Source organism: Arthrobacter celericrescens (assembly GCF_003614925.1).
Taxonomy (GTDB): domain Bacteria; phylum Actinomycetota; class Actinomycetes; order Actinomycetales; family Micrococcaceae; genus Arthrobacter; species Arthrobacter celericrescens.
Genome location: NZ_QYLP01000035.1, coordinates 12138 through 36952, shown reverse-complemented (window position 1 = coordinate 36952; position 24815 = coordinate 12138). Strand labels below are relative to the sequence as shown.

20 protein-coding genes and 2 riboswitches are annotated in these 24815 nt (G+C 67.0%); of the genes, 6 read left to right on the top strand and 14 right to left on the bottom strand.

Annotated elements, in window-relative coordinates; translation table 11 throughout:
• Positions 1-62: 62 nt before the first annotated feature.
• From glyA to D3654_RS09060, 5 genes are all read right to left on the bottom strand, one after another.
• Complete coding sequence (glyA, locus tag D3654_RS09080; RefSeq protein WP_120521176.1) at positions 63-1385, bottom strand: serine hydroxymethyltransferase; 1323 nt, start codon at positions 1383-1385, stop codon at positions 63-65.
• Positions 1382-1765, bottom strand: coding sequence for a glycine cleavage system protein GcvH (gene gcvH / locus D3654_RS09075; protein WP_120521209.1), 384 nt, complete (start codon positions 1763-1765; stop codon positions 1382-1384). The genes glyA and gcvH overlap by 4 nt, the downstream gene beginning before the upstream one ends.
• Before the next feature lie 43 nt (positions 1766-1808).
• Positions 1809-2927: a glycine cleavage system aminomethyltransferase GcvT gene (gcvT, locus tag D3654_RS09070; protein WP_120521175.1), complete on the bottom strand. Its 1119-nt coding sequence runs from the start codon at positions 2925-2927 to the stop codon at positions 1809-1811.
• Between the two features lie 24 nt (positions 2928-2951).
• Entirely contained in the window at positions 2952-5819 is a 2868-nt protein-coding gene (gcvP, locus tag D3654_RS09065; RefSeq protein ID WP_120521174.1) for an aminomethyl-transferring glycine dehydrogenase, read from the bottom strand.
• A gap of 52 nt (positions 5820-5871) precedes the next feature.
• Positions 5872-5975, bottom strand: a riboswitch (glycine riboswitch).
• 1 nt (position 5976) lies between these two features.
• Positions 5977-6074, bottom strand: a riboswitch (glycine riboswitch).
• Positions 6075-6211: 137 nt separating this feature from the next.
• On the bottom strand, positions 6212-6754 hold the full coding sequence (locus tag D3654_RS09060) for a TetR/AcrR family transcriptional regulator (protein ID WP_120521208.1): 543 nt from the start codon (positions 6752-6754) through the stop codon (positions 6212-6214).
• 59 nt (positions 6755-6813) lie between these two features.
• Here D3654_RS09060 and trxB point away from each other — a divergent pair, with 59 nt between their 5' ends.
• From trxB to D3654_RS09035, 5 genes are all read left to right on the top strand, one after another.
• The gene (gene trxB / locus D3654_RS09055) at positions 6814-7791 is read left to right on the top strand and encodes a thioredoxin-disulfide reductase (protein WP_120521173.1); all 978 of its coding nucleotides are present in this window, start codon (positions 6814-6816) and stop codon (positions 7789-7791) included.
• A 242-nt stretch (positions 7792-8033) separates the two neighbouring features.
• Positions 8034-9074 carry an iron ABC transporter substrate-binding protein gene (locus tag D3654_RS09050; protein ID WP_120521172.1) on the top strand — a complete coding sequence of 347 codons (1041 nt, stop codon included), beginning with the start codon at positions 8034-8036 and terminating at the stop codon, positions 9072-9074.
• A 4-nt stretch (positions 9075-9078) separates the two neighbouring features.
• A complete protein-coding gene (locus D3654_RS09045; protein WP_120521171.1) occupies positions 9079-10671 on the top strand; it encodes an ABC transporter permease in 1593 nt (530 codons plus the stop codon).
• Entirely contained in the window at positions 10668-11819 is a 1152-nt protein-coding gene (locus tag D3654_RS09040; RefSeq protein WP_205571767.1) for an ABC transporter ATP-binding protein, read from the top strand. The genes D3654_RS09045 and D3654_RS09040 overlap by 4 nt, the downstream gene beginning before the upstream one ends.
• A gap of 211 nt (positions 11820-12030) precedes the next feature.
• Positions 12031-13569, top strand: a complete 1539-nt coding sequence (locus D3654_RS09035; protein ID WP_120521170.1) for an APC family permease — start codon at positions 12031-12033, stop codon at positions 13567-13569.
• Between the two features lie 154 nt (positions 13570-13723).
• Here D3654_RS09035 and D3654_RS09030 read toward each other — a convergent pair whose 3' ends face one another.
• The 8 genes from D3654_RS09030 to D3654_RS08995 form a co-directional block, all read right to left on the bottom strand.
• Positions 13724-14269, bottom strand: a complete 546-nt coding sequence (locus D3654_RS09030) for an AMIN-like domain-containing (lipo)protein (RefSeq protein WP_120521169.1) — start codon at positions 14267-14269, stop codon at positions 13724-13726.
• Positions 14270-14600: 331 nt separating this feature from the next.
• Entirely contained in the window at positions 14601-14768 is a 168-nt protein-coding gene (locus D3654_RS20455) for a hypothetical protein (RefSeq protein WP_162943690.1), read from the bottom strand.
• Between the two features lie 985 nt (positions 14769-15753).
• Positions 15754-16752 (bottom strand): hypothetical protein, encoded by a 999-nt coding sequence (locus D3654_RS20450; RefSeq protein ID WP_162943689.1) that lies wholly within the window; start codon positions 16750-16752, stop codon positions 15754-15756.
• 167 nt (positions 16753-16919) lie between these two features.
• Complete coding sequence (locus tag D3654_RS09020) at positions 16920-17222, bottom strand: DUF4193 domain-containing protein (RefSeq protein ID WP_120521168.1); 303 nt, start codon at positions 17220-17222, stop codon at positions 16920-16922.
• Between the two features lie 227 nt (positions 17223-17449).
• Positions 17450-17785, bottom strand: coding sequence for a hypothetical protein (locus tag D3654_RS09015; protein ID WP_162943688.1), 336 nt, complete (start codon positions 17783-17785; stop codon positions 17450-17452).
• Between the two features lie 837 nt (positions 17786-18622).
• Positions 18623-19819: a metal-dependent hydrolase family protein gene (locus D3654_RS09005; RefSeq protein WP_120521165.1), complete on the bottom strand. Its 1197-nt coding sequence runs from the start codon at positions 19817-19819 to the stop codon at positions 18623-18625.
• Entirely contained in the window at positions 19809-21275 is a 1467-nt protein-coding gene (locus D3654_RS09000) for an MFS transporter (protein ID WP_120521164.1), read from the bottom strand. Before D3654_RS09000 ends, D3654_RS09005 begins: the two co-directional genes overlap by 11 nt.
• A gap of 155 nt (positions 21276-21430) precedes the next feature.
• Positions 21431-22417, bottom strand: a complete 987-nt coding sequence (locus tag D3654_RS08995; protein ID WP_120521163.1) for an ornithine cyclodeaminase family protein — start codon at positions 22415-22417, stop codon at positions 21431-21433.
• Positions 22418-22597: 180 nt separating this feature from the next.
• On the opposite strand from D3654_RS08995, the gene D3654_RS08990 reads away from it, so the two are divergent.
• Positions 22598-23269 carry a GntR family transcriptional regulator gene (locus D3654_RS08990; protein ID WP_120521162.1) on the top strand — a complete coding sequence of 224 codons (672 nt, stop codon included), beginning with the start codon at positions 22598-22600 and terminating at the stop codon, positions 23267-23269.
• A gap of 49 nt (positions 23270-23318) precedes the next feature.
• On the opposite strand, the gene D3654_RS08985 is transcribed toward D3654_RS08990, so the two are convergent.
• The gene (locus D3654_RS08985) at positions 23319-24809 is read right to left on the bottom strand and encodes an aldehyde dehydrogenase family protein (protein WP_120521161.1); all 1491 of its coding nucleotides are present in this window, start codon (positions 24807-24809) and stop codon (positions 23319-23321) included.
• Positions 24810-24815 lie beyond the last annotated feature (6 nt).

The following is a 24815-nucleotide window of genomic DNA, read 5'->3' as shown; positions in this document are numbered from 1 at the left end:
AACGGTTGCCAACAGCACGTCGTGTGGAACGGCATGCTGTTGGCTTGGAAGGTCGTTGGTTGTCAGCCGAGGTTGGCGACAGCCGGGTAAAGCGGGTGTGCTTCGGCGAGGACCTCGACGCGGTGGCGCAGGGCCGAAAGGTCTGCGTCGGCGTCGGCGATCAGCGCTTCGGCGATGATGTCCGCGACTTCACGGAAGGCTGCTTCGCCGAAACCGCGGGTGGCCAGGGCCGGGGTGCCGATCCGCAGGCCGGAGGTGACCATCGGCGGGCGCGGGTCGAAGGGCACGGCGTTGCGGTTGACCGTGATGTCGATCGCGGCGAGCCGGTCCTCGGCCTGCTGGCCGTCGAGTTCGCAGTTGCGCAGGTCCACCAGGACCAGGTGCACGTCGGTGCCGCCGGAGACCACGGAGATCCCCTTGGCTGCGACGTCCGGCTGGACCAGGCGCTCGGCCAGGATCCGGGAACCGGCCAGCACGCGGGCCTGGCGCTCCTTGAACTCTTCCGAAGCGGCGATCTTGAAGGCCACGGCCTTGCCGGCGATGACGTGCTCCAGCGGGCCGCCCTGCTGTCCCGGGAAGACGGCGCTGTTGATCTTCTTGGCGATCTCGGCGTCGTTGCTCAGGATGATGCCACCGCGCGGACCGGCAAGGGTCTTGTGCGTGGTGCTGGTGACGACGTGGGCGTGCGGCACCGGGCTCGGGTGCAGCCCTGCGGCAACCAGGCCGGCGAAGTGCGCCATGTCCACCATCAGGTAGGCACCCACCAGGTCCGCGATGCGGCGGAACTCGGCGAAGTCCAGCTGGCGGGCGTAGGCGGACCAGCCGGCGACGATCAGGGCCGGCTTGTGCTCCAGGGCCAGGGCCTCGACTTCGGCCATGTCCACCGTGTGGCTGTCTTCGCGCACGCCGTAGGGCACCACGTTGTACAGCTTGCCGGAGAAGTTGATCCGCATGCCATGGGTCAGGTGGCCGCCGTGGGCCAGGTTCAGGCCCATGATGGTGTCGCCCGGCTTGATGAGGGCGTGCATCACGGAGGCGTTGGCCTGCGCACCGGAGTGCGGCTGCACGTTCGCGTACTCGGCACCGAACAGGGCCTTGACGCGGTCGATGGCCAGCTGCTCGATGACGTCCACGTGCTCGCAGCCGCCGTAGTAGCGCTTGCCCGGGTAGCCCTCGGCGTACTTGTTGGTCAGCACCGAGCCCTGGGCCTGCATGACAGCCACGGCGGTGTGGTTCTCCGAGGCGATCATTTCCAGGCCGCCGCGCTGGCGGCCCAGTTCGTCGTCGATCTTCGCGGCGATTTCCGGGTCCAGCTCGGACAGCAGGGCGTCCAGGGACGGGGAAACGACCTGTTCGAAGGCGGCGGTTCCAGCAGCGGTGCTCACAGTTCGCCTCCGTTCTTGGCAGCGTATTCCTCGGCGGAGAGCAGGGGGCCGTCGGACACGGCCGCCACCTTGAAGAGCCAGCCGGCACCGTAGGGGTCGCTGTTGATCACGGCAGGATCGTCGACGGCGGTGGTGTTCAGTTCAGTGACCTCGCCGGTCACCGGGGAGTACAGGTCGGACACGGACTTGGTGGACTCGACCTCGCCGCAGGTTTCGCCGGCGGTGACGGTGGAGCCGACCTCGGGCAGGTCCACGTAGACGATGTCGCCGAGGGCGTCAGTGGCCACGGCGGAGATCCCTACGGACACAACGTTGCCGTCTTCGCGGGCAACCCATTCGTGTTCCTCCGAGTACTGGAGTCCAGCTGCAACTTTTGCCATGTTCATTTTCCTTTACGTTCGAAACTTGTGGTCTAGGTCGGGTCTACTTGGCGCGCTTGTAGAACGGCAGCGCGACGACTTCGAAGGGTTCCGCCTTGCCGCGAAGGTCCGCTTCCAGGGCGGTGCCGATGGCGGAATGCTCGACGTCGACGTACGCCAGGGCAACCGGGTAACCGAGCGTCGGGGACGGCTGGCCGGAGGTCACCTCGCCGATCACGGCGCCGTCCTTCAGCACCGGGTAGTGGCCGCGGGCGGCGCGCCGGCCCAGGCCCTTCAGGCCAACCAGGCGCCGGCCCGACGTGGTCCCGGCACCGGCAGCCTTGAGCGCCGCGAGGGCCTCCTTGCCGACGAAGTCGCCTTCCTTGGACAGCGCCACCACCTGGCCGAAGCCCGCCTCGAAGGGGTTGCCTTCGAGGGAGAGCTCGTTGCCGTACAGCGGCATGCCGGCTTCCAGGCGCAGCGAGTCGCGGCAGGCCAGGCCGCACGGGATCAGGCCCAGGCCGGCGCCGGCCTCGGTGATGGAGGCCCACAGGGCCGCGGCTTCCCCGTTGGGCAGGAACAGCTCGAAGCCGTCCTCACCGGTGTAGCCGGTGCGGGCCAGGATGACGTCGTGGCCGGCAACGGTGACTTCGGTGAAGGCGTAGTACTTCAACCCGGTAACCAGGTCATGCTGGGAGTCGCCTGTGATTTTCAGCAGGATGGCTTCGGCGTTCGGGCCCTGCACGGCGATCAGGGAGGTGGTATCGGAAGCGTCCTCCACCACGACGTCGAAACCTTCGGCACGGGCGGCGAGTTCCGCCGCGACAGTCGGGGCGTTGCCCGCGTTGGGGACCACGAGGTACTTCTCCGCACCGAAACGGTACGTGATGAGGTCGTCGATGATGCCGCCGTCGGGGTTGCAGATCAGCGAGTACTTCGCTTTCCCGTCCACGACGGCGGACAGCTTGCCCACCAGGGCGTAGTCCAGGAACGCGCCGGCGTCCGGGCCGGTGACCCAGACCTCGCCCATGTGGGAGAGGTCGAACAGGCCGGCGGCCTGGCGGACGGCGTGGTGCTCGGCCAGTTCGGAGGTGTACTTCAGCGGCATCTGCCAGCCGCCGAAGTCCGTGAAGGAAGCCCCAAGTGCTTCATGGGTGCCGTAAAGGGCAGTGTGCTTGCTCATGTGAATGTCCTTTGCGGTTCCGGCTTAGTTCTCGAACTCGGAGATCGGCGGGCACGCGCAGACCAGGTTGCGGTCACCTGCGGCACCGTCGATGCGTCCGACCGGCGGGAAGTACTTGTCCTGCTTGAGCGACTTGACCGGGAAGACGGCCTGCTCGCGCGGGTATTCGCGCTTCCAGTCCGAAGACACGACGGCGGCCGCGGTGTGCGGGGCGTTACGCAGCGGGGAGTCCTCCACCGTGAAGTCGCCGGCGGCGACCTGTTCGATCTCGGCGCGGATGGTGATCATGGCCTCGATGAAGCGGTCGATCTCGCCCAGGTCCTCGGACTCGGTGGGTTCGACCATCAGGGTGCCGGCCACCGGGAACGCGAGGGTGGGTGCGTGGAAGCCGAAGTCGATGAGGCGCTTGGCCACGTCCTCGGCGGTGACGCCGGTGCGGGAGGTCAGTTCGCGCAGGTCCAGGATGCACTCGTGGGCCACGAGTCCGCCTTCGCCGGTGTAGAGGACCGGGAAGTACTCGTTGAGGCGGGCGGCCACGTAGTTGGCGGCCAGCAGCGCGGACTTGGTGGCTTCGGTGAGGCCTTCGCCGCCCATGAGCTTCACGTACGCCCAGGAAATCGGCAGCACGCCGGCGGAACCGTAGCGCGAGGCGGAGATCGCCACGCCGTGGCCGTCCTCGTGCGCGGACTTGTTGGCGTCGCTCGGCATGAACGGTGCCAGGTGGGCCTTGGCTGCGACCGGGCCGACGCCCGGGCCGCCGCCGCCGTGCGGGATGCAGAAGGTCTTGTGCAGGTTCAGGTGCGAGACGTCGCCGCCGAACTTGCCCGGCTGGGCAAGGCCGACGAGGGCGTTGAGGTTGGCGCCGTCGACGTACACCTGGCCGCCGGCCGCGTGCACGGCGTCGCAGACTTCGCGGACGTCGCCGTCGTACACGCCGTGGGTGGACGGGTAGGTGATCATGATGCAGGACAGCACGTCCTTGTTGGCGTCGATCTTGGCCTGCAGGTCATCGTGGTCGATCAGGCCCTCGGCGGTGGTGGCCACAACAACCACCTTCATGCCGGCCAGGACGGCGGACGCGGCGTTGGTGCCGTGGGCCGAGGCCGGGATGAGGCAGACGTTGCGCTGTTCGTCGCCGCGCGACAGGTGGTAGCCGCGGATCGCCAGCAGGCCCGCGAGCTCGCCCTGGGAGCCGGCGTTGGGCTGGATGGAGACCTGGTCGTAGCCGGTGATGGTGGACAGGTCCGCTTCCAGGCCTTCGATCAGTTCACGCCAGCCGGCGGTCTGGGATTCCGGGGCGAAGGGGTGGATCGAGGCGAATTCCGGCCAGGAGATGGCTTCCATCTCGGCGGTGGCGTTCAGCTTCATGGTGCACGAGCCCAGCGGGATCATGGTGCGGTCCAGCGCCAGGTCGCGGTCGGAGAGCTTGCGGATGTAGCGCAGCAACTGGGTTTCGGAGCGGTGGGTGTTGAACACCGGGTGCTGAAGGTAGTCGGAGCTGCGCACGACGGCGGCCGGCAGCTCGAGCGCGGACGCATCACTTTCGGTGGCGGAAACCAACGGGCCGGCACCGAAAGCGACGGCGACCGCGGAGAGGACCTCCGGCGTCGTGGTCTCATCCACGGAGACACCCACGGTGTCGGCGTCGATGCGGCGCAGGTTGATGCCGCGTGCCTCAGCCGCGGCGATGGCCTGCTCGGCCTTGCCCGGCACCTTGACGGTGATGGTGTCGAAGAAGGACCCGCTGACCAGTTCGCGGCCGGCGGCCTGCAGGGTGGCGGCCAGGGTGCGGGCGTTGCCGTGCACGGTTTCGGCGATGGCCTTCAGCCCGTCCGGGCCGTGGTAGACGGCGTACATCGAGGCGGTGATGGCCAGCAGCGCCTGCGCGGTGCAGATGTTGGAGGTGGCCTTCTCGCGGCGGATGTGCTGCTCACGGGTCTGCAGGGCCAGGCGGTAGGCCGGGACTCCGGCGTTGTCCTTGGACACGCCGACGATACGGCCCGGGAGCTGGCGCTCGAGGCCCTTGTGCACGGCCATGTAAGCGGCGTGCGGACCCCCGAAGAACAGCGGGACGCCGAAGCGCTGGGCGGTGCCGACGGCGATGTCCGCGCCCTGCTCGCCCGGAGGGGTGATGAGGGTCAGAGCCAGCAGGTCGGCTGCGACGGTGACAAGCGCACCACGCTCCTTGGCGGCGGCGATGACCTCAGTCTGGTCCCAGACCCGGCCGGACACGCCGGGCTGCTGCAGCACGATGCCGTTGATGTCGCCGTCGGGCAGGCCCTTGGAGAGATCGGCGACCTCAACCTCGAAGCCAAGCGCCTCGGCGCGGCCCTGCACAATCGCGATGGTCTGCGGCAGGACGTCCGCATCCACGACGGTCTTGCCGGCTGCTGCGGCCTTGTTCTTGTTGGCGCGGCGCATGAGCAGCACGGCCTCGGCGACGGCGGTGGCTTCGTCCAGCAGCGAGGCGTTGGCGATGGGCAGGCCCGTGAGGTCCTCCACCATGGTCTGGAAGTTCAGCAGGGCTTCGAGACGGCCCTGGGAGATTTCCGGCTGGTACGGGGTGTAGGCCGTGTACCAGGCCGGGGCTTCGAGGATGTTGCGGCGGATCACCGGAGGGGTCACGGTGTCGTAGTAGCCCTGACCGATCATCTGCACGGCGGTCTTGTTCTTGGCGGCGAGCTTGCGCAGCTCGGCCAGCACCTCGACCTCGCTCAGGGCCTTCCCGAGGGAGAGGGCGGTTTCCTGGCGGATGTCATTGGGAACTGCGGTGTCCACGAGCGAGTCGACGCTGTCATAGCCGACGGTCTTGAGCATGTGGTCGATATCGGCTTGGCGGCGGGCGCCGATATGCCGGTCCACGAAGGTGGTTGATGCTGAACTAACAGTCACGAAGGAACTCCATTGACGAAGAGGGCGCTGGGTACGCCACAGTGGTTGGGTTCCTCCCCGCTCTGTCTTGGACCTGAGAGATTCCGCAGACGAATCTGCTTGCACCGTCGGTGAGCCCTTTGTCCCGCAGGGACAGCGTGCTGCTTTCCAGAGTTGCCTTGCTGCGGCGGTACATGGGCCTGAGAGATTCCTGGGGAGGATTTGCTCCTACGGCGCCTGCATCACGTGTCTGCAGGACTCTCCCGCCGCAGATCAGAGGCGTATTCACTTGTGTGTCTTGCTACGCGCAGCAACCGGTGATGGTTGCCACAGGGCTCAATTGTCCTATGGAGCGGACCGGTTCGCAAATGTCTTCCGGGGCCGCCGTGACGGGGCAGCGGCCCGCGGCCCGTTCAGCCCTTGCGGAGGATCTCGACGGCGGAAATCAGGGCCTCGACATCGGCCTCCCGGTGGGCGGCGGCTTCCCCGTGGCTGCCTTCGAGCATGGCGTTGAAGTACAGCCCGTCGCCCATATAGCGGACGGCCTTGGCCAGGTCCGGGCCGATCTCTTCGGCGAGCACGTCCAGCCATTGCTGCTGGATCCCCGCGAAGCGCCGGCGGGTTTCCTCGTGGGCGACTTCAGCCAGCCGGGTCGCCGCCACGAACACCCGGTCCATGGGAGTGTCGTCCCAGAGCGACGACTTGACGAAGTACACCGCCGCACCTTCCGGGGCGGACTTCATCGCGTTGATGTCCGCCTCCGCCAGCCGGTCGAGCCGTTCGAGGAGGGCGCCGATCATCGCCTCCTTGTTGGGGAAGTGGTAGAGCAGGCCGCCCTTGGAGACGCCGGCCCGCTTGGCCACGGCGTCCAGGGTGGCGGCCCGCTCCCCCTCGTCGATCAGGAGGGCTTCGAAGGCATCCAGGACGGCGTCCCGGGCAACAGGTTTACGCGGCATGTTCTCCATCATCCCCCACACCCCTTGATCGGACGCGCGGTTCTTGCTCCACTGGCACCATGAGCACCGAACAGCTGATCATCATCGGGTCCGGCCCCGCCGGCTACACCGCCGCCATCTACGCGGCCCGCGCCGGCCTTGAACCCCTGGTGGTTGCCGGCGCCGTCACCGCCGGCGGCGCCCTCATGAACACCACCGAAGTGGAGAACTTCCCCGGTTTTCCGGGCGGCATCCAGGGCCCCGAACTGATGGACGGGCTCCAGGAGCAGGCCGAGAAGTTCGGCGCCAAGATAGTGTTCGACGACGCCGTGTCGGTGGAGCTGAAAGGCCACCTCAAGCGCGTGGCCATCGGAGCCGGGGAGACGTATGCGGCGCCCGCCGTCATCCTCGCCACCGGGTCGGCGTACAAGGAACTCGGCCTCCCCGAGGAAAAGAAGCTCAGCGGCCACGGCGTCTCCTGGTGCGCCACCTGCGACGGCTTCTTCTTCCGCGAGCAGGACATCATCGTGGTGGGCGGCGGCGACTCCGCCATGGAGGAAGCGACGTTCCTGACGCGCTTCGCGAAGTCCGTGACCGTCGTCGTGCGCCGCGAAGAGCTGCGCGCCTCCCGGATCATGGCCCAGCGCGCCAAGGACAACCCCAAGATCAGCTTCGCCTGGAACTCCGCCGTCACCGCCATCCACGGCAACGCCAAGGTCACCGGCGTCACGCTGCGCGATACCCGCAGCGGGGAGAAGCGGGAACACGCGGCCACCGGGATCTTCGTGGCCATCGGCCACGTGCCGCGCACGGAACTGCTCACCGGGCAGGTGGAGCTGGACGACGAGGGCTACATCAAGGTGGCCTCCCCCACCACTGTCACCAACCTGCGCGGCGTCTTTGCCTGCGGCGACGCCGTGGACCACCGCTACCGGCAGGCCATCACCGCCGCGGGCAGCGGATGCGCCGCAGCCCTCGACGCGGAACGGTACCTCGCGGCGCTCGAGGACGCGGACAGCATCGCCACGGCACTGGTGGAGGAACCCACGCATTCCTGAGGCGACCACCCAACTGGCTGGCAATAGTTGTCGTTTTGGGCGCTGAAAACGACAACAACTGCGAGTTAGTTGGGCCGGCAAACCACCCCGCGAGCTATTTACGTCACATTGGCTTTGCGTAATATGTGCGATTCCGGCGAACTTGGGGCATGCTTGATGGGTTCAAAGGTTTGGCTACCCTAATCTCCGGTGGCCTCCTTGGCTCTTCAGCCCCCGGCTCCTGTTCGCAGAAAGTAGCATCCATGATCCGCAAGAACGCGCTGGCCGGCATTGCCCTTGCCGCCGCCGCTGCCCTCAGCCTGGCCGCCTGCGGCGGCTCCACCCCGTCTGCAGAGAGCAGCAGCCCGGCCGGTCCCACCGACATCACGGTCTACAACGCCCAGCACGAGAGCATGACCAAGGACTGGATCGAGGAGTTCACCAAGGAGACCGGCATCACGGTCACCCTGCGCCAGGGCTCGGACACGGAGATGTCCAACCAGATCATCCAGGAAGGCGCCGCGTCGCCCGCGGACGTCTTCCTCACGGAAAACTCCCCCGCCATGGCGCAGGTCGAGAACGCCGGCCTGTTCGCCGACGTCGACAAGGCCACCCTGGCCCAGGTCCCCGCCGGGTTCCGCCCTTCCACGGGCAAGTGGACCGGCATCGCGGCACGCTCCACCCTGTTCGTCTACGACAAGAACAAGATCAGCGAGGACAAGCTGCCCAAGTCGATGCTCGACCTGGCCAAGCCGGAGTGGAAGGGCAAGTGGTCCGCGTCCACCTCCGGCGCCGACTTCCAGGCGATCGTCTCGGCCCTGCTCGAGCTCAAGGGTGAGACCGTCACCAAGGAATGGCTCAAGGGCATGAAGGAAAACGCCAAGGAGTACAAGGGCAACCGCACCGCGATGAAGGCGGTCAACACCGGCGAGATCGATTCCGCCCTGATCTACCACTATTACTACTACGGCGACCAGGCCGGCACGGGTGAGAACTCCAACAACGTCACGCCGTACTACTTCAAGAACCAGGACCCGGGCGCGTTCCTGTCGGTCTCCGGCGGCGGTGTGCTGAAGTCCTCCAAGAACGCCGAAAAGGCCCAGGCCTTCCTGAAGTTCATCACCGGCAAGAAGGGCCAGGAGATCCTCCGGGACGGCACGTCCTTCGAGTACTCCATCGCTTCCAAGGTGGATGCCAACGAGAAGCTGGTTCCGATCAAGGACCTCCAGGCACCCACCGTCGATCCGGCCAAGCTGAACTCCAAGAAGGTCACCGACATGATGACCGAGGCGGGACTCCTCTAATTCCGTGAGCACCGTTCCATCGGCTTCCGCTTCCCAGGGGAGCACGACGACGGCGGGCAAGGGCAAGCGTCCTCGCCCGCCTTTCGGCGTTCCAGCCCTTTCCGTCACCGCGGTCCTGATCGCACTGTTCTCGCTCCTGCCGCTGGGCTACGTCGCCTACATGACGGCGGCCACCGGCTGGGACACGGCCGCCGGACTGATCTTCCGGCCGAGGGTGGGTGAGCTGCTGGGGAACACCATCCTGCTGATCCTCTTCACGGTTCCCCTGTGCGTGGTGCTGGGTGTCGGCGGGGCCTGGCTGGTGGAGCGGACCGCGCTGCGCGGCCACCGGGTGTGGGCCGTCGCCCTGGCCGCGCCGCTCGCGATTCCGGCGTTCGTCAACAGCTACGCGTGGATCTCCGCGGTGCCCTCGCTGGAAGGCATCTGGTCCGGCGTGCTGATCGCCACGCTGTCCTACTTCCCGCTGGTCTACATTCCGGCCGCTGCGATGCTGGGGCGGCTTGACCCCGCGATCGAGCAGTCCGCAGCCTCGCTGGGCCTCGGACCCTGGGCCGTGTTCTTCCGTGTGGTGCTGCCGCAACTGCGAATCGCCATGACCGGCGGTGCCCTGCTGGTGGCCCTCCACCTGCTGGCGGAATACGGTGCGTTCGCGATGATCCGCTTCGACACCTTCACCACGGCGATCATGACCCAGTTCCAGTCGACCTTCAATGGCACCGCGGGGAACATGTTGGCGAGCGTCCTGGTGCTTTTCTGCCTGGGCCTGCTGGTGGTGGAGGTCCGCAGCCGCGGCACCGCCCGCTACGCCCGCATCGGTTCCGGCGCCCAGGCCAAGGCCACCCGCCTGCCGCTCGGTGCCTTCCAGCTGCCCTCGCAGCTGGCCCTGCTGGCCCTTACCGTGCTCGCCTTCGGCCTGCCGTGCTGGCTGGTGCTGCGCTGGGTCCTGCTGGGCGGAAGCGCCATCTGGGATGCAGCCGAGTTCATCCCCGCCCTGCTCCAGACCCTCGGCTACGGGCTCGCCGGCGCCCTCGTGACCACAGTGGTGGCGTTCCCCCTGGCGTACCTCGCGGTCAGGAACCCCGGCTGGTTCAGCAAGACCCTTGAGCTCTCCAACTACGTCACCAGTTCGCTGCCCGGAATCGTGGTGGGCCTGGCCTTCGTGACCATCAGCATCCGGCTGCTGCCCGGCGTCTACCAGACCTCGGGGCTGCTCATCGCCGCCTACGTGCTGCTGTTCCTGCCGCGCTCCCTGGTGAACCTGCGCTCCGGCCTGGCCCAGGCGCCCAAGGAACTCGACGAGGCAGCCCGTTCGCTCGGCAAGTCCCCATGGGTGGCGTTCCTGAAGGTCACCCTGCGCCTGAGCGCGCCGGCCGCTGCCGGCGGCGCCGCGCTGGTGTTCCTCGCGATCGTGAACGAACTGACCGCAACCCTGCTCCTGTCCCCCAACGGCACCAGCACGCTGGCCACCGAATTCTGGAGCAAGAGCAGCGAGATCGACTACTCCGGCGCCGCCCCCTACGCGCTGCTGATGATCCTGCTCTCGGCACCCATGACCTACCTGCTTTTCCAACAGTCCAAGAAAGTGGCCGGACAGTGACCGAACAATCCCCTTCCCGCCTTCCCGCTCCGCGCATCGCCCCGGCCATCGCTTCGACCACGGACCCGCACCTGGACATCACGGATGTCACCAAGAACTTCGGCACCCAGTCGGTGCTGAAGGGAGTCAACCTCTCGGTCGCGAAGGGCGGCACCACCGCGATCGTCGGGCCCTCCGGATCGGGCAAGACCACCCTCCTGCGCCTGATCGCGGGCTTCGAGCACCCGGATACCGGCTCGATCGGCCTCAACGGCCGGCAGGTGGCCGGCAACGGCGCCTGGCAGCCGGCCCACAAGCGGCACGTGGGCTATGTGGCGCAGGACGGCGCGCTGTTCCCGCACCTGACGGTGGGGCAGAACATCGCCTTCGGCCTTGACCACTCAGCGCTCGACGGCGGCCGCCGGGCCGTGCGCGCCCGGGTCGCCGAGCTGCTCGAGATGGTTTCCCTCGACGCCGCCATGGCGAAGCGGCGCCCGCACCAGCTGTCCGGCGGGCAGCAGCAGCGCATCGCCCTCGCCCGGGCGCTGGCACGCAAGCCCGAGCTGATGCTCCTCGACGAGCCGTTCTCGGCACTGGATGCCGGCCTCCGGGTAGCCACCCGCCGGGCCGTGGCCAACGTCCTGAACGAGGCCGGAGTCACCACCATCCTGGTCACCCACGACCAAGCCGAAGCGCTGTCCTTCGCCGACCAGGTAGCGATCATGCGCGGCGGAAAGCTGGCCCAAATCGGCAACCCCTTCGTGGTCTACACCCGGCCGGCAGACCGCGCCACCGCGGAATTCCTCGGGGATGCGGTCATCCTGGACGCCTGGATGGAAGGCTCGCTGGCGACCTGTTCACTGGGCGGCATCCCGGTGCGCCGCCCGCCGGCGCAGGGCGCCGTGCAGCTGATGCTCCGGCCCGAACAGATCCGGATCGCCCCGGACGGCCCGATCCGCGGCGTGGTGGTGGACACCGACTACTTCGGCCCGGAAACCACCGTCCGGATCCGCCTGGCTCCGAAGTCCACCGCCGCCTCCGACCACCGCTTCCCCGGTGGCGGGGAAGTCATCACCATCCGGCACTGGAACGCATCCATCACGAAGCCGGGCACGGAACTGTGCCTGCGTGTGGTGGGCGAAGGCGTGGCCTTCCCGGTCGAAAACTAGGCGCAGCCTCCGCGGCGGAACCCCGCCCCGGAGGCCGTTCGGCAATCCTGCACAGGCCAAACAAACAAGCAAAAAAGTGATCCAGCTTGCATTGGGACTCCTCTGCGTCCATACTAAATGAACGCTATTCATTTAGTGATTCCTATCTCAATGGCTGCGCGGCAACCCAACGTCCTCCCCGACGACGCCCGGCCAGCTAGAAAGGGCCCATATGAGCCAGACAATCAACCGGGGCGGCAGCGCCGCCGGCTCCGAGCACAAAATCAGCGGCAAAGGACTGAAGACGGGGCAGCTCGGCCTGCTCGCCGTCGTCGTCCTCGGCATCTCCACCATCGCCCCCGCCTACACCCTGACCGGCGCCCTCGGCCCCACCGTGGCAACCGTAGGCCTGCAACTTCCCGCCATCTTCCTCATCGGTTTCATCCCGATGATCCTCGTCTCCCTCGCGTACCGCGAACTCAACGCCGACTCGCCGGACAGCGGCACCACCTTCACCTGGGTCACCAAGGCCTTCGGACCATGGGTGGGCTGGATGGGCGGCTGGGGCCTGCTGGCCGCCAACATCATCGTGCTGTCCAACCTGGCCGGCGTGGCAGTGGACTTCTTCTACCTGTTCCTCTCGCAACTGCTGGGCAATCCGGGCATCGCCGACCTCGCTTCGGACAAGCTGCTCAACGTCATCACCTGCCTGGTGTTCGTGGGACTGTCCGTGTGGGTCAGCTACCGCGGCCTGCACACCACCAAGATCGTCCAGTACGGCCTGGTGGGCTTCCAGGTCCTCGCCCTCGGCCTCTTCGCCGTGATGGCCTTCGCCAACTGGTCCGCCTCGGAAACCGCCATCGCCTTCAGCTGGGATTGGTTCGATGTCAGCAAGGTTGAAAGCTTCGGCCAGATCGCGGCCGGCATCTCCCTGTCGATCTTCGTCTACTGGGGCTGGGACGTCTGCCTCACCGTCAACGAGGAAACCGCCAACGGCAAGAAGACCGCCGGCCTCGCCGGCACCCTGACCGCACTCGCCGTCCTGGGCATCTACCTCGTGGTGACCATCGCCACCATGATGTTCGCCGGCGTCGGCGACTCCGGCGTGGGCCTGAACAACGAAGAGAACCACGCAAACATCTTCACCGCGCTGGCCTCCCCCGTCATGGGCCCGCTGGCCATCCTGATGTCGCTGGCCGTGCTGTCGAGCTCCGCGGCCTCCCTGCAGTCCACCATGACCGCCCCGTCCCGCAGCCTGCTGGCCATGGCGCACTACGGCGCCCTGCCCAAGCCGTTCGCCCACATGAGCGGAAAGTTCTCGACGCCGGGATTCGCCACTATCGCCGCTGGCGTCCTCTCTGCGGGCTTCTACGCGATCATGCACGTCATCAGCGAGAACGTCCTCAACGACACCATCCTGGCCCTGGGCCTGATGATCTGCTTCTACTACGGACTCACCGCGATCGCCTGCGCCTGGTACTTCCGCAACAGCATCTTCAGCAGCGCACGCAACTTCGTGCTCCGCGGACTCTGCCCGGTGCTCGGCGGCATCGGCCTGTTCGTGGTGTTCTTCCAGACTGCCATGGACAGCTGGGCGCCGGAGTTCGGCAGCGGTTCGGAAGTCGGCGGCGTGGGCCTGGTGTTCATCCTCGGCGTCGGCATCCTGGCCCTGGGCGTGGTCTGCATGCTCATCCAGGCCCGTCTTCGCCCCGGCTTCTTCAAGGGCGAAACCATCCGCAAGGACACCCCCGCGCTGGTGGTTCCAGAGTGACTTTCGACGTCTGAGCCGCGCGTCTGAACAGCACAGCGTCGGAAAGAGCGGCGCAGCCTGAGCGCTTGCTCGCAGAGAAGCCCTGGTCCGGATATCCGGGCCAGGGCTTCACTGTGTCATTCGTCCAGCGTCACCTTTTCAGGGGCTTGGCGGCTCACCAGAAGTGCGCCACGTCCACCACCAGCCGTGAACCGGTTCCCGGCCCTGCCAGGGTGAAGACCCGGAACGGGAGCCGTGCCCGGACGCCCAGGCCCAGCGAGGTATAGCCTTCGAAGCTGCCCGCCCATGCCACCTGCCGGAAGGTCTGGTACCCGGAGACGTTGCTCAGTTCCTTCTTGTTGGCAGGGTTGTACGTGGCCTGGCCGCTGGTGTTGTACGCAGGAGCGTTCACCGTGACCTGGATGAAGGCGCCGCCCCGAAGTGGAACGGGAAACCCCGAGCCGTCCTGGACCACCTGGGAAACATACCTGACCGTGTAGCCGGCGACTTTGCCGTTGAGGTCGATTACCAGGCGGTCGAAGCAGGGCTGCTGACCTGTTCTGACATTTGTTACTTGTGCACCGGACATCGCGGCGTTGGTCTTTGCCAACGACCCCCAGGTGATGCCGCAGTATGAGGCCGCCGAAGCGGGCCCCGGAGCGATGAGACCAAGACCGGCAGCCATGGCCAGTGCTGCGAGCCAGGTGTAAACCTTTTTCATTGTGGGCCACCTCCCTTGAGTGATTGATACCTCAAGGTTAGGAGCGTTTTGGCCCGTAAAGACGGCTCGTATCCGCTTCGGCGCACAACTGTTAAACGGCCCGCGGACGGGTCACGGAGTGTCATCCCGGAGGCTTTATTTGGCCGTTTTCCGGGCTGCTGCGGGGCTTTCGAGACCCCGTTCGTTATGCGGGATAACGACGCCGGCCCGCCGGTTTTCGGGGCGGCTCTCCTTTCTCCTTAAGTTGGCCGTCCATGTCTCGCCGTCGCCGGTGAGGGGGCCCCGTCCCCCAGCAACGGGGCCACCTCCCGGACCGGCTACTGGAGGTGGATTACCGGGCTGCCTTGGCGACGCCCGCGAACGGCTTCACGCGCTTTGCCAGTGCGCTCAGCACCACGAACCCGACAAGCAGGCCCATCAGCACCACCCAGAGGTCGGCGCCGAGGGGCCGGGCAATCGAAGCAGCGAGCGCTGTGCACAGGCCGAGGGGCGTTGCCACGCCTGCGCCAGGGACCACCGCAAGGGTGGCGGCCCCGGTGCCGTTCGCGGCGCCCGAACCCTTCGTGCCGCCGTCGGCTACAACATCAATCCCCGGAGCAGATCCGCTGCCGGATCCCGGGTCTCCGCCGGTGCCGCCAGCGCTCCCACCATCACTACGCCCTGTGCTGAGACCCCCCAGCAGGCCGTTGAGGAACCGAACCACCGTGGGAACGGCTCTGTTCGTGTTGTCAGCGCCATTTTGAACATTGCTTCCACCGTTCTGTTTTCCGCCGGAGTTGGCGGTGCCAAGGAGTCCTGTATTGCCAAGGACGCCTGTGTTCGAAAGGACGCCGGCTCCGGTTCCGGCCAGAACTCCGGTTGCGGATCCGCCGGAATTGCCGAGGACGCTTGTCCCCGTGCCACCGACGGCGCCAAGCGTCCCCGTGCCAATCGCGGGTACCCGCGGCGTGCCAGCGGTGGGCGCCGCCACGCTACCGAGCGAGACTGTTGCCGTCCCGGCTGTTGGAGCCGCCGCTGCGGTGCCACCCGCCGCCGGACCCGCCGTCCCGGCGTCCTGCGAACCAAGCGACACCGCCGCGTCAGCGGGCCGGGTCTGCGTCCCGGATGTGGTGATAGCCGGCGTGCCGGTAGGCGCTGCCAGGCCATCGAGCGAGACCACCGCATTTGTTGGCTGGCTCGTCGACGACGATGACGTTCCCGTCCCGAGGGTTCCGAGCTGGACGCTCACAACGCCGTCGGACTGCTGTTCCGGAGCCGCTGTGCCAAGGGTTATTTGCAGATTTCCCCCTTGGCTGTCGGACGTGTCCGCAGCGGATGCCGCGGCGGCCCCGACGAGCATGACTCCGCCTGCAAGCAGGGCACCATAAAGGCCCCTGCGCATGAAGTTTTGCATGTCGTTCTTCTCCTGAAATGAGCTTGAATGATCGTCCGCCTTGTTCAGGCAGACATGGCTGATGCGGTCACAGCGGACCGCGGGTGATCATTCAGTCAGGAGAAAAACCAGGGTGGCGATTGAGGGCTTGGGGGTCAGGTCCGCTTGAGCCGGTCCTGAGCTCGCTGGCCGCGTTAAACGGCACGGCGAAAGTATCGAAGGTCGCGGCGGCCTGGGCGGTGGGCGTTCCTCCGGAGTTTGCGCTGCCCGCCGCTCCCGCGGGCGGTGACGACGGCAGGGAAGGGCCGTCCGGGCGGCTCGAAGGATCCGGCGCTGCCATTCCGGACGGCTGCCCGGAAGTAAAAGGCGCAGGGATCCCGACGAGCCGTGTGCCCAAGGAGCGGGATTCGGAGGACTCCAAGCCCGGGCCTTGCTCCGCGCCGAACGCAGGACGCGACGCCGGGCCAACGTTTCCCGAAGCCCCGGCGGCCGATTCCGCTGCGGGCTTGGCTGGAACCGCGGGCAAAGCCGGCACCGTCACCACGCCCGGCACAACACCGCTGACAACGCGGGCCGGCAAGGACGCCGCCTTCGTGAGGACCGGTTTCACAGCCGTGGCCGTGTCATGGACGACAGAACGTACGACGGCGGCAACCGGCTCGGCGAGAGGCTGCACTGCTGTTGGGGTCACCGATGTCGCGCTGGAGGCCAGATTCCGGGTGGTGGTTTCGAGTGCTGCCAGCGAACTGTCCGCCACGGATGACGCACGGGCTACGGATTGGCCGGCCACGCCGGTCACCGTCGCCGCGACGTCGGCGACGGTCCGGGGCTCGACGGTCCGGGGCTCGACGGTCTGGGGCTCGACGGTCCGGGGCTCGACGGTCTGCTCGAGGACCGCTCCCGCGAGAGAGTCTGTGGAATCCACGGACACAGGCCCTTGGTCCTGAACTATCCGGGTCGTGTCGGAGACCAAGGAAGAAAGGTCCGAGGCGAAGCTTGAGGCGGCGCTGGCGAAGACCCAGGCGACAGCTAAGAAAAGGGAACCGAGGAGAACCCGCAGGGCGCGCTGGAGGACGGTCATGGGCACGATGTTCTGCCACATGGCGGTCACCCCCACTGTGAAACCTCGAACGATCGTGTACCGAGGGTAGGAGCCTGCCCTGGGTAATACAAGACCCCGCTGCTAATGGATCCGTTCCAGGAAAGGAACCCCGGCAAAAAGAAACCCCGCCTGGCCGGCAATTCGGCAGGCGGGGCCTGTTAAGTGCATGCGGGAGCTTAGCCTTCGCAGTCGTGGCAGTACTTGAGGCCGTTCTTCTCCAAGGCGATCTGCGAGCGGTGACGGACCAGGAAGCAGGACGAACACGTGAATTCATCGGACTGTTCCGGGACAACCACAACGGTCAGTTCTTCGCCGGAAAGATCGGCGCCCGGAAGGTCGATGCCCTCAGCTGTGTCGTTCTCGTCAACATCGATGACAGCAGTCTGGGCACCGGAGCCGCGCGACGCCTGAAGGGCCTCGAGCGATTCGGCGGGAGACTCTTCTTCAGTCTTGCGTGGGGCGTCGTAATCGGTAGCCATTAGTGTGGTTCGCTTTCGTTGCTGCACAGTGCCATTCCGGCACCTCAGTGAAGGAGTTTAGGGCATAGTACACGGCTTCAACGAATAGTGTGTCCAAGAAAACATTATCGTTTCCCGGGCGGCAGTTCCGGCCCCGAATCAGGCCCTTTTAACCCATCCGGGTTAAAAGCAGGAAGCTTCCACGGGCATGCCCGCGGAAGCTTCCTCTTTCCCTCAGTCGTGTCCGCCTAGCTGGAGGGACCGCCGGGACCGTACATGACTGAGTAGTGCGACAGATCCTTGCCGGAGGTGTGCCAGACGGTCACGCTCGTGACTCCGGGATCGTAGTAGGTGATCTCAGCGCCGAGGCCCTGGTTCGCGGAACCCGCCTTGACGCAGGTCGCGGTGATGACCATGCCGGCCGGCGCCGTCAACGTGATCGACGTGTGGTCGCCGGTCACGTCAATCCGGCCCGAGTCCCATTCCGGACAGAGTTGTCCGTCGGGAGGGGCAGCGCTGGCGGGCATGGCCCCGCCGAGGAAAACCATGCCCGCAACAGCAGCCGCGGCCAGTATTCGCTTCATTCTTCACTCCTCAATGAGTTATGGAAATTCCGATCCCGGAGTCCCTGTAGTCCCCAAGACCTCTGCGTTCTGGCCGGCCATTTCAACTGATGAAATCCGCGCACTCGGATCGTTGGCACATGACGCGCCCCAACTGTGCACCATCTCCACCGCCCAGCTCGTGACAGATGGCATCCCGTGATGCCTACACGCTTCCTGCGTGCTGCTAGAAACAATAGGGACGCGTGGGAACATACGCCCGAGTAGTTTGTACTCGTTTTTCGGTGCCCTGCCAGCTGTCATTACCTGCGCGATACTTGTTCCCTTTACCTGTCCTACCCGTGCACCATGGAGTGGTCATGGAATCAAGGGATATGCAGGCAGTCCGCTACCTGCCGTGGCTGCTGGGCCCCGTTGCCACCGGGATGGGGCTGCTGGCCCATCTGGCTTCCGGCGGGGCACTGCCCTGGCCGCCGGCGCTCCTTGCCTTGGCTGCGCTGCTGAGCATGTTCGCTTCTTTGTTGTCCCGGCTGCGGCTGCCCGTGTGGGTGCTGCTCCTTCTCTGCGGACTGGCGCAGCAGGGACTCCACGTGGCGTTTCTGCTCTTCGCCGGCGTCGCTGCGGACCAGCAGCCGTCGCCGCATTCCCACGTGATGCTCCAGCCGTCGTTTCCGGACGCGGTCGCCCCGGCGGCCCCGCACGACTTCCAGGAGTTGATGCTGGTCAGCCATGTCGNCCCGCACGACTTCCAGGAGTTGATGCTGGTCAGCCATGTCGCCGCGGCCTTGCTGACCGCCCTGGTCATGGCCCGGGCCGGCCGCCGCTTCGCGCAGCGGCCGGCCCCGGGCAGCCGGGCTGTCAGGGAATCGGCACCGGATCGCCGTCGCTGAGGATAAGCTTCAGCGAGCGCCCGTCCGCCAGCACACCGATGTCCGCGAGCGGATCCCCTTCCACCGCGATCAGGTCCGCGTAGCCGCCTTCGGCCACCACCCCTGCCTTGCCGCCCTCCCCCACGATGTCCGCGCCAACGAGCGTTGCCGAACGGAGCACCTCCAACGGTGTCTGCACCCGGGCACGGAGGCGGAATTCTTCGAGCTGATGGGCCAGCCCGGCACCGTGCAGGTCCGTCCCGTAGCCGATCCGGACACCGGCCGCCGATGCCTTGGCCAACGACTCGATGCCCCGTTCGAAGATCTCCTCCACCGCAGCCTTCTTGACCGGGTCCAGTCCATGTCCGCTGGCTCCAGACAGGATGGCCCAGTACGTGGCCAGGGTGGGCACGTAGAAGGCCCCCTTTTCCAGGAACAGGTCGATGCATTCACCGTCCAGGAGGTTGCCGTGCTCGATGGTGCGCACGCCAAGCCGCAGGGCCCGCGAAACGGCCTCCGCCGTGTAGACATGCGCGGCGATGTAGCGGTGCGCCAGCCGGGCCTCGTCGACGGCGGCAACCACCTCCGCGTCCGAGAAGCCGAGCGCCTCGAGCCGCATCTTCGAGACCACCCCGCCCGAGAGGGTGAGCTTGGCATGGTCCGCGCCGTCGCGGAACTCCGCACGCAGGGCCCGGCGGAGGTCCACCTCGCCGTCGCACACCTTCGTGAGGACGTGCCCGCCGGTGGGGGCGAAGATCGGTCCGCCGGCCTTGAGCCGCGGCCCAGTGACTAGCCGCTCCTCCACCGCGCGGGACAGCCCCGTGTCCGCCCCGCCCATGTCGCGGACCAGCGTGAAACCGCGCAGGAGCATCTGGTGCATCACCCGGGCGGTGCGGGCCGCATGGTACGACGGCGTCCAGGACAGGATTTCGTTGAAGTCGCCCGACGCCTGGGTGACGTGGGCATGCGCATCGATCAGGCCGGGCAGCACCGTCAGGCCACCGAGGTCGATCTCGACGGCGTCCGCGACCGTCCGGCTGCTCTCCGAAATTTCGGCGATCCTTCCGTCGCGGGCCACGACGGTCCGTGGCGCCCCCAGCTCGCCGCTTTCGACGTCGAGGATCCGTGCATTGCGAAGGACGACGGACTGGGAGCGGGACTGCCCCGGGTCGGTCCTAACGGGCATGGTGCTTCCTTTCCCCCGCCGGCGCCGCCGGGCTGGCGGGGTCGAGCGGACTGGCGGGGTCGAGCGGGCCGGCTACTGCCGCCGTCGCCATTCCCGCCTTCCCGGAGGCGCGCTGGTCGATTTCCTCAAGGGAGCGGCCGCTCGTGGAGACACCGAAGACGAGGACCACCAGAGCCGCGCCGCCCAGGACCGCCATGACCATCGTGAACACGCCGCCGAAACCCAGCACCGGGTAGGCCGCGCCGATGAGGATCGGTGCGGTGATGCCGCCGATCCGGCCGAAGGCCGAAGCGCTGCCCATGCCGGTGGCGCGGAGCCTGGTTCCGTAGACCTCGGGAGTGTAGGCGTAGAGGCCGGCGTAGCAGCCGTTCATGAAGAAGGAGAGCAGGGATCCGAAAGCCAGGACCGCGCCCTCGGCCGGCGCCTGGGACAGCAGGAACGCCGAGACCGCGCCGCCGGTCAGGTAGATTGCGATGGTCACGCGGCGGCTGAGCCGTTCATTCAGGAACGCCGCGCTGTAGTAGCCCGGAATCTGCGCGATGGTGATGATCAGGGAGTAGGTGAAGCTGCCCGTGATTGTCATTCCCTTGGCGACGAGGAGCGAGGGAATCCAGACGAAGAATCCGTAGAAGGAGAAGGTGACCGAGACCCAGAGGAGCCAGATGACCGCCGTGCGGCGGGCGTTGCCGTGCCGCCACAGGTCCGCCTGCTGGAACAGCGGTGGTGCCTTCGGCGTCTCTGCCTTGACGGCGACCACACCGGAGCCGCTGGTGCGGACGAGGCGTCCTTCTTCGAGGCCTTGGACGATCTGTTCGGCTTCGGCGTCGCGACCCCGGGTGAGGAGCCAGCGCGGGGACTCGGGAAGGACCCGCCGCCACCAGAGGAGCATCACGATCGGGACCGCAGTGATGAGCTGGCCGATCCGCCATCCCTCGGGAGAACCGGCGACGACGGTGGTGCCGATCAGCGCTGCGCTGACGTAGCCGAGCGCGAAGAACCCGGCCACCGCGCCGACGAAGAAACCGCGCCGCTTCTTCGGGATGAATTCGGCGATGAAGGTGGGAATGATGGCGGCCTCGGCGCCGATGCCGATGCCTGCGATCACCCGCATGATGAAGAAGAACTCCCAGTTCTGGGAGAACGCGGCAACGACGGTTGCGGTGGCGTAGAGGGCCAGGGCATACATCATCACCTTGCGGCGGCCGATCCGGTCACCAAGGGCGCCTGCGCCGATCGCACCGATGAAGATACCGATCAGCAGGGAGCTGCCGATGAGTCCGGCCTGGGCGCCGTCCAGGTGCCAGAGCGGTTTGATGATCGGCATGATGTAGGAGACGAGCGAGCCGTCCATGCCGTCGAAGAGCAGACCAAGGCCTCCGATGAACGCCAATTGGATGTGCGGTTTGCCTACCGGCATGCCGTCCATGCGTTCAAGGAGTGACCGCGTCGTTGCCATCACATTGCCTTTCTATTGGGGAGAACGGGAATCCTGTTTGGGGAGCTAGAGCGTCCATTCACCGCCCTTGGCATACAGGATTCCATTATTTGTGTGCAATGTCACTAGTAAAAGGTGACATTTTACAGTTTTGGCATGCCAGGCAGTTGAACCGCCTAGGCGGAGAGGTCGACCTTGAGGCCGAGGCCGCGTTCCACGGCAGCGTCGTAGAGAAGCCGCCCGATGGCCAGGTCCTGCAGCCCCATGCCGACCGAGTTGAAGAGGGTCACCTGCTCGCGGTTTTCGCGTCCGGCCACCGAGCCGGCGACCACCTGGCCGAGCTCGCCGGCCACGTCCTCGACCCGCATCGCCCCTTCCTCGACCGCGAGGAGCAGGTCGCCGGACTTGGCCAGCGCCGTTTCCAGGCTGTCCACCACCACCCGCGAACGCGCCATCGCCTCGGCATCGACCTCGCGGTGGTCGGGGCGGGGGCGGGCGCCGACCGCATTGACGTGCAGGCCTTCACCGAACCAGCGGCCGAAGACGATCGGTGACACTGACGGCGTCAGGGTGCACACGACGTCGCTGGCGTCCATGACCTCGGGCAGGCCTTCCGCGCGGACAACCTCGACACCGTGGAGTTCCACGGCCCGGCGGAAGGAGTCCACGGTGGCGGCCGTGCGGGACCAGACCACCACGGTGTCAATCGGGAGCACCGCCCGCATTGCTTCCACGTGCGCCACGGCCAAGGCGCCCGCGCCGACCAGCCCCAGGACGCGGCTGTCGGGCCGGGCGAGGTGGCGGGAAGCCACGGCCGTCATGGCCGCGGTCCGGATCCGGGTGGGGACGCGCCCGTCGAGCAGGGCAAGGGTCTCGCCCGTTGACCGGTCTGCGAGGACAATGGATGAGCGCTGGGACGGCAGCCCCATCCGGGCGTTGTCCGGGATGTCGCTGAGCAGTTTCGAGGCGACCAGGCCGCGCGGCGCCGAGGCCGCGGCCATGACCAGATAGCGGGAATCGGCGTCTGGAAGCTTCATGGAAAGCGGGGCGGGCTGGGCGGCCGCACCGGTCGCCTGGTCTACCAGGCTGCTTTCCAGCGCCTGGATCGTCGCTTCCATGTCAACCGCTGCAGCCAGCTCTGAAGCGCTGAGGATAAGGGCCAAAGGAGTCTCCTTCCATAGTGTTATCAAGATCACGATAGAACACTTCTGGCATGCCAAACAGAGATCGTGCTGATAAAACTTGCCGGATTCACCGCCTCGGGTGGATTATTGGCATGCCAAAGGAAGTGCCGCGCCGTCGAGTACATAGCGGGACGCGTGCAGTGAGCAAAGGAGTCCCTGATGAGCGCAGAGGCGATGGAGACCGGGCCTTCGGCGTCGCGCACCGGGAGCGTCTACGAGTGGATCCGCGAGCGGATCATCGATGGCACCTACCCGCCCGGGCAGCGGATCCGCGAGCGCGACGTCGCCCTGGAACTGGAGGTGTCGCGCGTCCCGGTGCGGGAGGCGCTCCCCCAGCTCGAGAGCGAGGGCTACATCGAAACGCTCCCCCGGCGCGGCGCCGTCGTGACCCACCTGACCGTCCAGGGCGTCACGGAACTGTTCGACGTCCGGGCCAGCCTCGAAGTCCTCGCCGCGCGGCTGGCGGCCGAGGCCTGTGCCGCGGGAGCGGACGCGGAGCGGCTGACGGGCCTGCTGGCCGACGCAGGCAAGGCCCTTATGAAGGGCGACGAAGGGCTGATTGCCGACCTCAACGCCCAAATCCACGAGGACATCCTCGAACTGAGCGGCAGCCGCCTGCTCAAGCGGCTGATGTCGCCGGTCAACGGCCAGCTCCGACGGCTCTTCCACGTGGCCGCGGACCGGGACCAGGCTGTGCAGCACGACGAGCACAGCACCATCGTCCAGGCGATCCTGGGCGGGCATGCCGAGCTCGCGGCCGCGCTGGCGTTCGCGCACGTGGAGCACAGCCGCAACGAGTGCCTGCCGATCGTGGAGAAGAGCCTTAAATGACCATGCACCCCGGGGATACCGGAGTGCATGGTCGGGGTTGCGGCCGGACTCAGCCGCGGTTGTACATGACGTGTTTGGTGCGGGAGAAGTCCTCCAGGGCGTAAATGGACAGGTCCCGGCCATAGCCCGACCCCTTGAAGCCGCCCCACGGGACCTCGTTGGCAATGACCAGGTGGGAGTTCACCCAGACCGTGCCGAAGTCGAGGCGGCGCGGCACGGACAGCGAGCGGGAGGCGTTGCTGGTCCAGACCGAGGCGGCCAGGCCGTACACCGTCTCGTTGGCGCGGGTGATGGCCTCCTCGTCGTCGCTGAAGGTTTCCACGGACACCACGGGGCCGAAGATCTCGGTGTAGGTGATCGGGGCACCGGCCGGCACATCGGTGACGACGGTCGGCTCGATGAAGTAGCCCGGGCCCTCCATCGCGTTGCCGCCGACGGCGATCGTGTGCCCGTCCTTGCGGACGTCCTCGAGCGCGGCGAGCACCCTCTTGTAGTGCGCTCCCGAGATCATCGAGCCGATTTCGACGTCGGCCCCGGCACCGGGGGTGCCGACCGAGATTTCGCTGACCTCCCGCACCAGCAGTTCGGTGAACTTCTGCGCGACCGACTCATGGACGAGCACGCGGCACGCCGCGCCGCATTCCTGGCCGCCGTTCCAGAACCCGGCACTCCGGACGCCCTTCGCCGCGGCCTCGAGGTCGGCGTCGTCGAACACCACCACGGGTGCCTTGCCGCCCAGCTCAAGGTGGACGCGCTTCACGGTGCCGGCGGCGCTGGCGGCCACCTTCTGGCCGCTGCCGACGCTGCCCGTGATGGCGACCAGGTCCACGTCCGGGTGCTCGGAGATACGGTTGCCGACCACCCCGCCGGAACCCGTCACCACGTTCAGCACGCCGGCGGGCAGTTCACCGGCGACGAGTTCGGCGAACTTGAGCGTGGTCAGCGGCGTCTCGCCCGAGGGCTTGAGGACCATCGTGTTGCCGGCGGCCAGGATCGGGGCGATCTTCCATGCGGCCATCAGCAGCGGATAGTTCCACGGGGTGATCACACCGACGACGCCCACGGGTTCGCGGAAGATCACCGAGGTGTGGTTCTCGGCGTAGTCGTCCGCGCCGAGGGTGGTGTAGGCGCGGGCGGCACCGGCGGAGAACCGGAAGGTGTCCACCGCGCTGGAGATGTCGTCCTCGGCGACGGCGGCCGGCTTGCCGGTGTTCGCCGATTCGAGGGTTTCGAGGAGTTCCCTGTTGTCCTCGATGATGTCGGCGAGCCGGAGCAGGACGGCGGACCGTTCCTTGGGCGTCTTGGCCGCCCACTCCGTCTTGGCTGCCACGGCAGCCGCAACGGCGGCGTCGACGTCCTCGACGGTACCGGCCGGGACCTGCGCCAGGACTTCCCCGGTGGCGGGGTTTTCCACGGCGGTGGTGCCGGACGACGTCGACGCGACGAACGTTCCGCCGATGAACTGGCCGAACGGCGGCAGGGACGGCGCGGGCGCCTCGCCGATGCGGCGGACGGTGAACGATGCTGTTTCGGTGGTCATGGTTCT